9 protein-coding genes and 4 pseudogenes are annotated in these 9,358 nt (G+C 47.0%); 5 read left to right on the forward strand and 8 right to left on the reverse strand.

Annotation, left to right across the window (positions count from 1 at the left end; genetic code table 11):
* Nucleotides 1–43 precede the first annotated feature (43 nt).
* A pseudogene (locus FC75_RS10435) lies at nucleotides 44–517 on the reverse strand (IS5/IS1182 family transposase); the annotation flags it as partial.
* A gap of 26 nt (nucleotides 518–543) precedes the next feature.
* Between FC75_RS10435 and FC75_RS13200 the strand changes: the two are divergent.
* Nucleotides 544–894, forward strand: a pseudogene (locus FC75_RS13200) (IS66 family transposase); the annotation flags it as partial.
* A gap of 85 nt (nucleotides 895–979) precedes the next feature.
* Nucleotides 980–1,315 (forward strand): annotated as a pseudogene (locus FC75_RS10445) (transposase); the annotation flags it as partial.
* A 390-nt stretch (nucleotides 1,316–1,705) separates the two neighbouring features.
* Here FC75_RS10445 and FC75_RS10450 read toward each other — a convergent pair.
* Nucleotides 1,706–2,632 carry a glycosyltransferase family 2 protein gene (locus tag FC75_RS10450; RefSeq protein WP_082623147.1) on the reverse strand — a complete coding sequence of 309 codons (927 nt, stop codon included), beginning with the start codon at nucleotides 2,630–2,632 and terminating at the stop codon, nucleotides 1,706–1,708.
* Nucleotides 2,629–2,718, reverse strand: a complete 90-nt coding sequence (locus FC75_RS13250) for a hypothetical protein (protein WP_420843324.1) — start codon at nucleotides 2,716–2,718, stop codon at nucleotides 2,629–2,631. The genes FC75_RS10450 and FC75_RS13250 overlap by 4 nt, the downstream gene beginning before the upstream one ends.
* Between FC75_RS13250 and FC75_RS13045 the strand changes: the two genes are divergently transcribed.
* Both FC75_RS13045 and FC75_RS10455 read left to right on the forward strand, forming a co-directional pair.
* Entirely contained in the window at nucleotides 2,684–2,842 is a 159-nt protein-coding gene (locus FC75_RS13045; RefSeq protein ID WP_235808740.1) for a hypothetical protein, read from the forward strand. The genes FC75_RS13250 and FC75_RS13045 overlap by 35 nt on opposite strands.
* A gap of 193 nt (nucleotides 2,843–3,035) precedes the next feature.
* Nucleotides 3,036–3,596: a recombinase family protein gene (locus FC75_RS10455; RefSeq protein WP_054665845.1), complete on the forward strand. Its 561-nt coding sequence runs from the start codon at nucleotides 3,036–3,038 to the stop codon at nucleotides 3,594–3,596.
* 149 nt (nucleotides 3,597–3,745) lie between these two features.
* On the opposite strand, the gene FC75_RS10460 is transcribed toward FC75_RS10455, so the two are convergent.
* On the reverse strand, nucleotides 3,746–3,991 hold the full coding sequence (locus tag FC75_RS10460; RefSeq protein WP_082397845.1) for a transposase domain-containing protein: 246 nt from the start codon (nucleotides 3,989–3,991) through the stop codon (nucleotides 3,746–3,748).
* 98 nt (nucleotides 3,992–4,089) lie between these two features.
* Between FC75_RS10460 and FC75_RS10465 the strand changes: the two are divergent.
* A pseudogene (locus FC75_RS10465) lies at nucleotides 4,090–5,104 on the forward strand (IS30 family transposase).
* Nucleotides 5,105–5,343: 239 nt separating this feature from the next.
* Here the strand turns inward: FC75_RS10465 and FC75_RS10470 are convergent.
* The 4 genes from FC75_RS10470 to FC75_RS12825 form a co-directional block, all read right to left on the reverse strand.
* Nucleotides 5,344–6,267, reverse strand: a complete 924-nt coding sequence (locus tag FC75_RS10470) for a conjugal transfer protein (protein WP_056989854.1) — start codon at nucleotides 6,265–6,267, stop codon at nucleotides 5,344–5,346.
* Nucleotides 6,264–6,797 carry a hypothetical protein gene (locus FC75_RS10475; RefSeq protein WP_054665856.1) on the reverse strand — a complete coding sequence of 178 codons (534 nt, stop codon included), beginning with the start codon at nucleotides 6,795–6,797 and terminating at the stop codon, nucleotides 6,264–6,266. Before FC75_RS10475 ends, FC75_RS10470 begins: the two co-directional genes overlap by 4 nt.
* Before the next feature lie 9 nt (nucleotides 6,798–6,806).
* The gene (locus FC75_RS10480; RefSeq protein WP_056989855.1) at nucleotides 6,807–7,802 is read right to left on the reverse strand and encodes a bifunctional lytic transglycosylase/C40 family peptidase; all 996 of its coding nucleotides are present in this window, start codon (nucleotides 7,800–7,802) and stop codon (nucleotides 6,807–6,809) included.
* Nucleotides 7,799–9,358, reverse strand: a 1,560-nt coding sequence (locus FC75_RS12825; protein WP_056989856.1) for a CD3337/EF1877 family mobilome membrane protein, incomplete at its 5' end; no start/stop codon positions are given. The genes FC75_RS10480 and FC75_RS12825, both read right to left, overlap by 4 nt.

A 9,358-nucleotide genomic window follows, 5' to 3' on the forward strand; every position in this document is an offset into this window, starting at 1 on the left:
CTAGACCACTATCAAGGATTCGTTATCATCGTTGCACTTGACTTGAAAATTGAGGGCCTTCGAAAAGGGCGTTGAAATCGAAACGCTTGATGTCAATCACACCTTCACTCAAAGAACAGTCGATCTTCACCCCAAATTCGACTTTGGCGTTCGCCTTGCCTCGTTGAGTTGGCCGAATATACGGTTGCTGGAGATTGACGATGCGCTCTTCAACGTGGTGAGTCTTATGAGTATACATGTACCATTGTTGGTCAAACAAGATTCGGATCACTCCAAGCCGAATTGCCTGATCACTCGGTAAGGTAACGCCAAGGTCAATGAATTCATTGATATAGCGCAAGTCTCGGCGAACGTATTGGAGTTGGGCCTTGACCTGCTTGTGAAAACCACCGTGTTGTTGTTTAGGATGGCGTGGGAATGACGTCCAGCAGTGCTTAGCTTCACACTTGTACATGCGTGGATTCGGTACCCCGAGTTGGTGTGCCATATCGATTGCCATCGCTTCAAGGTTAAGTCTGGGGAGCCAATCCGGCGTCGAAATCACGGTTAGGCGTGACCTTGACCTACGCGATCAATCAGCGTCAGCTGCTCAATCGTGTGTTGGATTACGGCGAGATCGATCTCAGCAACAATGCCTCCGAAGGGAACATGAAGGCGTTCGTTACTGGCCGCAAGAATTGGCTATTCGCGTCTAGACCTAAGGGCACCGAAGCAAACACAATTTGGATGACGATTGTGGAGACGGCCAAGGGCAGTGACCTGGATCCAAGAAGATATATCGAAGACCTACTTGAATGGATACCGCAGCTGCCCACCTTCGTGAAGCCGGAACAGCTTGAGGGCTATTTACCATGGAATATTGAAACAGAGTCTTCAAGAACCATAAGTGCGTAAACGACAATGCAGCCCGTCCTCTACGAACTGGAGAATGGGACCGCATTTGTGTCTGATTCAAGACGGTCGGTTATTAGATGCTTACAAAGAGCGGGGCATCAAACTAAGTGGGCCGAAGCTAGGTCGTAGACCGAGGCACGTGGATGCTAAGCAACGTGAAAATGATACTGATGCAGAGAATAGACGAGGTGTAATTGAACGTAAGTTTGCCTTCTTGAATGGCTCACTTGGGCTTGATTTAGTGAACACCAGAACCGCTGAATCTCTCGTAGTCGAAGTCGATTCGGCTATTGTGTTGGCTAACCTCGTGCTGCTTCTGATAATTTTTTCTATACCAATTTCTATCATTGCCCAACGATCCGGCAGAATGTATCAAGTCAACTATAAAGTCATCACTGAAAAACCAAAATTAGCAGTCTAGTTCAGTACCGACTAGGTATCGTTTGAGAGAAACACACGTGTATTTTTCACAAGCGTTCTACATGACTCCAATTTGCATGGTTGCTATTGTAGTCAACTATAGAACGCAAGTGAATTACAGAATTAATTAATGAAACATATTCAACAATTGTCAAAATGTAAGAAAGAAAAAAATTGAATGGAGCTGTGCACAGAAGCAGCAGTTTCGATTTTAACGGCTCTCGCGAAGCGGTCACTGATAATGCAATAACTACAAACACGTATGATACCATCGCAACAAACATTCCTAAATCTTGGAAATAAATCGTAATAAATAGTAAATACAAATACACAAAAGGCTCTATAAGCATAAAAAGTTCCTGAAATACTGCAAGCGGTAACTGGAAAAAAGTTAACATCTTACTAAATTTCTTGTCCATATTAAAAAAAGATTATGATATTTTACAAATGCTATGAAGCGACCATACTTCCATCGATATCTCTGTTTGATCAGAGACTTAAACTTTTTCACTGGTTGGGTATAAGCTACTGCATCATTGGCATATCCTATAATGTTATCCTTATTCCCATACCTAGAGAGCAGTTTTAAAGTCAGGTCAATGTCTTCAGTGGGAGTATTGGTGTCATATCCACCAATATTTCTAAGCATATCCGTTCTAAAAGTGGACCCAATACCTCCTATGATGTAAAGCGTTTTTAAAACATGCTCAGCACATTTGCCTCTGTATGCACTTATGAATTCAAAACGCTGGCATGCTCCAATAAAAGTTGGTAAGTTTAACATCTTCACATTCATAGCAAGTGCGACTATGTTTGGATTCCAAAACCATTTGACCATTCTTTCTATAGCATCTTCTTTTAAGAGAGAGTCTGCATCAAGAACCATTGTTAAGACAGAATCATCACAATTAAATAGGGCATTGTTAATTGCTACTGATTTTCCTGAGTTTGATTGCTGAATCAGTTTAATGTCATTATCAGGATGAGCTTCGATAAACTTTTTGACTAAAACAGCAGTGTTATCAGACGAACCATCGTCAACTACTACAATTTTGCTTTTTTCGTAAGTATTTTTACAAATTGAGGCCAATGTTTGGATTATTGCCTTTTCCTCATTAAATGCAGGGACGATGACTGTTATTGACGGATTAAAGCGCTTTATCCTCCTGTGGTGAGCATATCTGTGCTTGATAAATCTATAATCATACACATTTGCAAACCAAAAAGTAATGAACATCCTTAATAAGCCCAATGCACTCATACATAGAATAAAAATGTTCAAACCATGAATATACGCTTGAAGGCTTGAATCGCTCATTTAACGTTATACCATTTTCTAAGGAAAAAGTTGTAGCAACTAAAAAGTGCAATGGCTAAAATCAAAACAATCCCAATTATCGGCAAAAAAGTAAAAATGTGTTCACCAGTTACAGGTAAAGTCGCGGCACCAACAAAAGCCGCGGATCGTCCTAAGTTTCCAGTTTGTGACATAGATATTCCTCCTTATGAAATCGTCCATAACTTTTAAGTTGCAGACTGCTACCATTCACTAACAAGACAAGTTTATCACAGAGTTATAAAGAAGTATAGACCTCTAAAACAAATAGTTTCTTAGAAAAACACAGTTGGTCATGGTATTATTAACCTCATTCCTTACTCACAAGAATTCATACTATAACTTAAAATTGCGGACTGCTTTTTTTATTGATTGAGGTGTCTTTATGATTTATGGATATGCACGCGTAAGCACTGACGGACAGAATTTACGTGTCCAAATACAAACGTTAAAACAGGCAGGAGCAATAAAAATTTATTCAGAGAAGTACACGGGAACTACTATGGTAAGACCTGCTTTTAAAGAAATGATTCGCTCGATGCAACCTGGTGATAAATTAATCGTCACAAAACTTGACAGATTTGCACGTAACACCAAAGAAGCATTAGAAGTGATTCAGAGATTGTTTGACAAGAATATTTCGGTAATGATTCTAAACTTAGGCACCATCGACAACACTCCCACAGGTAGACTTGTGTTTACAGTATTCTCAGCTTTTGCACAATTTGAGAGAGATATGATCGTTTCAAGAACTCTAGAAGGAAAACAATATGCAAGAGCTCACAATCCTCAGTTTAAAGAGGGACGTCCAAATACATATTCTGAGGATGATATTCGAAAAGCCTTTAGGCTTCGGGAAGATAATCTTTCTTATGCGAGGATCCGAAAAATAACTGGAATAAGCGAAACAACTTTAAAAAGGCGCTTTAAACAAATAGAGAGTTAGCTTCATTCTATTCATTCTATTATGTCTGTATAAACCATAAGGGTCAGCCATGGGCTGGCTCTTTGTAAGCACCTAATAACCGACCGTCTTGAATCAGACGCAAAATGCGGTCCGCTCTCCAGTTCGTGGAGGACGGGCCGCATTGTCGTTTACGCACTTATGGTTCTTGAAGACTCTGTTTCAATATTCCACGGCAAATAGCCCTTAAGCTGTCCCGGCCTTACGAAGGCGGGGAGCTGCGGTATCCATTCAAGTAGGTCTTCGATGTATCTTCCTGGATCCAAGCCATTGGCCTTGGCCGTCTCCACAATCGTCATCCAAATTGCGTTTGCTTCGGCGCCCTTAGGGCTAGTCGCAAATAGCCAATTCTTGCGGCCAATAACGAACGCCCTCATGTTCCCCAGTTTACAATTAACACCCTGACGACTAGACCCCAAAGGCCATGAAGACCTATTCTTGTTAATGCTAGCTAAACAAGAAAGCAGGAATCTTCGTGATCCACTCTCAGACTAACACCCACAAGTATTACAAACAACAGAGTTTTAACGATTGTGCTACAATTCAGGCCCTTCGGGCTGCTGGTGACACCGTGACCGTGATTGCACAGAAGCTTCATCGCAGTAAAGCGACAATCTCACGAGAAATCACGCGTGGCTCTGTAACTCAGCTTGACTCGAAGCGTCACTCGCATAAAGTTTATCTTGCGGAAACTGCCCAAGCCATACACGACTGTAAACGCGATAGGACCGGTCACTACGCCTTCCTTAAGACCAGGCGTGCGTTCTTCAAGGCTCTCGCTAAGGAGCTTACTCGTAAGCCTCGCGTACACAGCGGTGATAGCTTTGTACACTTCTATCGCGACCAGGGCAAGTCTTTCGCTTCAACGACAACTGTGTATCGCTACATCGATGTTGGGCTGCTTGAGCTAGACAAAATGGCGTTGCCCAAGAAGCTCCGACGCCGCGTCAAAGGCTATAAGAACGCCCACAAGCGCAAGAATAAGAAGATATACGGCGACTCAATCAGCTGCGTCCTGCGGCTGTGAATGACCGCACAGGCGTGGGGCATTGGGAAGGCGACCGGGTCAAAGGTATTCGCTCAGCTGATGAGCCAGCATTAATGACGCTCACGGAACGATACAGCCGGACTGAAATCATCGTCAAGATTCCTGACTATCATGTGGGCACCTGCCTTAAAGCCTTGCAGGACACGATGACGACTTTGGTGCCAAGGAGTTTGATAGTATCACCTTTGACAACGGGTCTGAGTTTGCCAAGCTGTCGGAGATTGTTGGAACCCAGATCTATTTTGCTCATCCATACTCTCCTTGGGAGCGCGGCACTAACGAGAACACCAACGGACTACTCAGGGAGTATTTCCCGAAGGGAAAGTCTCTCAGGGACGTTACGCTGGTTGAGATCCAGGCAATCCAGTCCGCACTGAACCATCGTCCCAGACGTATTCTGCACTATCTTCGCCCATGCGATTACTACCGACGCATGGCCTAACAGCCTAGACCACTATCAAGCATTCATTATCATCGTTGCACTTGGCTTGAAAATTGAAGAACGCCTTCGTGTTCCTTTCGGAGGCATTGTTGTTAAGGGTATTTGGTATACCAACTTACCAACAGACTTTTTTCACGTTGCCTGAGTGGTTACCTTTATTATGCAATATAGGAGATAACGACAATACCCAGCACGACCCATGCGCATTTTCTACGGTGAAGGTCGTGCCGGGTATTTTTTTAGATGCCGTCAGTGATGATCCAGTTATTGCTCTGCTTGGAAAGGGTCAGGGTGTATTGCGATACTTGGTTCATGTCGTTGTCAGTGTCGAGATACTTCACAGATAAGGTGACGGTCAGGCCGCGTTTAGTCTGCTTAAAGACTGGGTCGAGCAGTTCCACAAACTTGAGGTTGCGTTCGATTGGTCGCGTCCCGCCATTGACGTAATATTTGAGTTCGTTGCGATCACTTTGCGGGTACAAACCGAAGAACGTCTTGAGAAACTTGGTTACGTCATTTGCGGTGCTGCTGACTACCGTGTTATCGGATTGGGTGTCTGGTAGTTTGAGCCGAGCTGTTGCCGGTTCGGCCGCGATGGTTGGGTTCTTGGTGAGCACCATATCGCCGTTGCTATCTTGCATGACGTTAATGGTGTAAGTGCTGGTCACAGATTTCCTGTCTTTGCCTTTGGTAAGGTCTTGGTTCACCGTAAATAGTACGCGGAACGTGTCTTTGGCTGTCTTGCTCACGTCCCAGACCTTGACCTCACTAACTGTGGCCGTGGTCGGAATATCACTCCGTACGGTGTCGGTGTTCAGTGATTGCAGTTGCTCTACAAGATAGGGCTGCAAGGCTTTCTGACGTTGGTCGAGCGCTTCGTGGTTAGGTTGCCACGAGTAGTAGATTTTGGCGAAGTCGGTGGTGAAGGTTGCCAAGGCGTGCGTGTCGATCACCTTGGTCTTGATTACTTGGACTTCATGGACAGTGTGGGTGTCGATGGCGGTCATGTTCTTGTAAACGCCGAAGCTGGTGCTACCAATCAGTACTGCCCAGCAAATCAGCGTGACCGGACGGCGCAATCCGTGGTGTTTAGTTTTGGGTGGCTTTGGGTCGGCGGGTTCCTTCTTGAACCAGCCGTTCTTTTGGGTTTTGTCTTTACTCAAGGTTCGTTCACCTTGTCCTTTCTAATTTCGTAGCAGCGGTAAAAGTCATCGTAAATATCGAGAAAGCGCACGAACAGGCGTTGCAGCGAGATTCGCTTGTAGCCCTCATAGTCGGTTTCGATATACTGACCGAGTTCACGGTCGTTGTTGAAATATTCTTCGGCCAAGTAGCGTTCGCGGTCGAGGATATACTTGCGGTCTTCTGGGGCGAACACTTTGCCCTTAAGCCATCCATCAACGGCCACTTCATGCGCAACGGCTAGGCGATACTCGCGTCGGTGCCCGTATTCCATTTCCGGCATTCGGTCAACGAAGCGGTCGAGAACGTGGCACAGGTCGTCAGTATTGGGTAGGCGTTGTTTGAAGAACTTGATTCGTTCCCATTCGCCTGACGCAAAGTCTAGTTCCTTATTGCGTAATGCACGGTTGTCACCGAATTTGAGATCGACATGCGCTTTTTGTAGTGCATCGTCATAGGTGTTGGTGATGAGATCCATCCAGTCAAAATAACTGATTCCATTTTGATCCATTGGCTTCACCTACCTCTTCACACGCCCGGCGCCGATCAGGTGGGCTTGCCAATAGCTTGAGTTCAAGTCGGCATAGCCCAGCGGGTCGCCTGCGTTGTACATCTTCATGCCGCCGACATAGATCCCAACGTGGGTCACATAGTCGGCAGTATCATAGGTCGAGTGGAAGAACACGAGGTCACCGGGCTTGGCGTCACTGATTTTCAAGTGTGCCGTGGCATCGTATTGTGCTTGAGCAGTGCGGGGGAGTTTGATTCCAGCTCTGCCGTAGCACCAACTGGTCAGCCCGGAACAGTCAAAGCCCGTTGTTGGCGTTGAGCCGCCGAACACATAACGAGTGCCTTGATATTTGAGCGCTTCATCCATAATGGCTTGCACCGTTTTGTCGTCGAACTTCGCGCCACCGGTGACAAGGTATTGCGAGATGACCGACACGTAGTACATGTTCCCATAGGCATAGCGCCAACCCTCTTTAGCAACCGCGTTGGTGTAGGTGACTTTCTTGCCACCAGACTTTTCTTTAGCAAAAGCCGTTGCCAGCTCCAGCGTGTACTTTTTGCCGTGCTTAGCAACGTAGTCAATAAAGCCGCCACCGTAGTTGTAGCTTTGAATCGCAGTGTTGAGATCCACTCCGGCAGCTTTCATACTTTTCAGCAGTGACGCGAAATACTTCACGCCTTGCTTAATGGACGCTTCTGTATCTAACGTATTGACCGGTAGCCCCAGTGATTCGCTAGCCTGCATCACGTCGCCGCTCTTACCGCCAGATTCAACCTGCATGATGGCGAGTATCACCATCACTTGGTCTGAAATGCCAAACTCCTTGCAATACTTTTCGACCGTCAGCTTGTGCTTGTAGACTTCAGCGGATAAGTTCATTGCGTCTGCTGTGATCGCAGAGTCAGGCTGATCTTCGTCATCATCAGAGGCAATGACCGCAAAAAACAGACCGCCGATCAACAGTATCGGGAGTGCGGCAAGAGCTAACCAGCGCCAGAGCTTCATCGTTTCTTAAACCCCTTAGCCTTTTTGATCCGCTGTGGCTTTGGGTTGCGTGGCTTAGCTGGTTTTTCGGAAACGAGGGTCAGTGGCTTCTTCTGTTTCTCTGTTGGAGGGGCTGGTTCTTGGTGCGGTGTGATGGTAGGTTCTGCTTGCGGTTTCGTGACTGGACGCGGGGGACGAGTTGAAGTTGGCTTCGTGGCAGCGCGCTTAGGTTGCCCACTGGTATCAGTTTGTTCGGGCTTTGGTTTGGTAGGTGTGGCAGTTGTCGGCTTACGAGTTGGCTCAACCGGTAGCTTGGTAGCCGTTGGTTTTGGCTTTGCAGGATCAGCTTTCGGCTTGATTGCGAGCTTGCGTTCTTGCATTTGCTTACGCCGTTGGTCAAGCTGCTTGTCACGTTCCTGCTGATTGGCCTCACGCCGACCCTTGAAGCTATCCTTCGCAGTTTCGGCGGCGTCCTTAGTCAGCTGCTTTCCACGATGCAAGCCGTACAAAACGTTGGTTGGGGCGTCCTTCACTTGATCAAGGCCACGTTTGGTCTTATCTTTGAGCTTGTTACCAACATCAGATACATCCGCAAGTTTCTCACCCAGTCGTTGGCTGCGTGGCTTCTTAGCTTGTTGCGGCTTGGCAGCATCCGCAGTTTGCTCGCGTTGCGAACCAGCGGGGAGCTGTGGTGTTTGCGGAATTCCGTGCCCTTTACCATAGCCCCGTGACAGGAAGCGCCCTGCCATAGCGCCACCCATTGCACTACCAACGAACTGCCGAAGCATTCGGTTCCCACGGCGCGAGAAACGTTGTGCGCCTTGCTGGGCATCAGAGCTGTGGAGCTGCATCATGCCCATCAAGTCGCCGAGCTTCATCCAGATACCGGCGAAGATAGTGACTTGCAGGAAGGCCACGAGGAAGAACGGCGAGGTAGCTGACAACCCATAGACCATTGCCGATAGCGAGAACGCCATCGTGATCACCAGCGTCACGCCAACCCGCGTCATGATTGTGTTAAACAGCTTCATGATGTTTTGCTTCATCAGGCCGTTAAATGACGGTAGCATCGCGAGCAAGAATGACACCGGCAGGAACGTCGCGTAGATGATAAAGAGGATCTGGCTGAACAGCATCATTGCCGTCAGGAAGAAGACAAACAAGGTGATCGCAATGTTGAACAGGACAACAAAGGTTGTGGTGCCCAGCCGATTGATGGTCATGGTCGGCGAGAGGTTCTCGTTGTCATTGTCTTCAATTTCAGCTTTCACCACGTCGGTGCGGGTTTTACCCTTGTCGCCAAACGGATCGGTCTTCATCAACGTGTTCACACGGTCTTTGCCAACGTTATCAGCGTCGCTGTCACCGAATTGCAAAAGTGTCCACGGCTGTTTCACCTGAATTTCAAACAGCGTGTCACGGATCGCGTCGACGCCTGATTTATCGGTGGCTGTATCAGTCCCCATAATCATCTTGGAGCCAGTGTTGAGTGCGCTGGTGCTGATGTCGCTACTGAACTCGTTGATTTTGCTCACGTAGTCCGGGGCGTAGGCGATGAAGCTGGCTGACGTGATGAA

Source organism: Lacticaseibacillus camelliae DSM 22697 = JCM 13995, assembly GCF_001436615.1.
Classification (GTDB): domain Bacteria; phylum Bacillota; class Bacilli; order Lactobacillales; family Lactobacillaceae; genus Lacticaseibacillus; species Lacticaseibacillus camelliae.

What these genes read in the sequence shown, in the direction of transcription:
- FC75_RS10450 (WP_082623147.1), bottom strand. Translation starts at nt 2,632, where the DNA reads ATGAGCGATTCAAGCCTTCAAGCGTATATTCATGGTTTGAACATTTTT.
- FC75_RS13045 (WP_235808740.1), top strand. Translation starts at nt 2,684, where the DNA reads ATGGCTAAAATCAAAACAATCCCAATTATCGGCAAAAAAGTAAAAATG.
- FC75_RS10455 (WP_054665845.1), top strand. Translation starts at nt 3,036, where the DNA reads ATGATTTATGGATATGCACGCGTAAGCACTGACGGACAGAATTTACGT.
- FC75_RS10460 (WP_082397845.1), bottom strand. Translation starts at nt 3,991, where the DNA reads ATGAGGGCGTTCGTTATTGGCCGCAAGAATTGGCTATTTGCGACTAGC.
- FC75_RS10475 (WP_054665856.1), bottom strand. Translation starts at nt 6,797, where the DNA reads ATGGATCAAAATGGAATCAGTTATTTTGACTGGATGGATCTCATCACC.
- FC75_RS10480 (WP_056989855.1), bottom strand. Translation starts at nt 7,802, where the DNA reads ATGAAGCTCTGGCGCTGGTTAGCTCTTGCCGCACTCCCGATACTGTTG.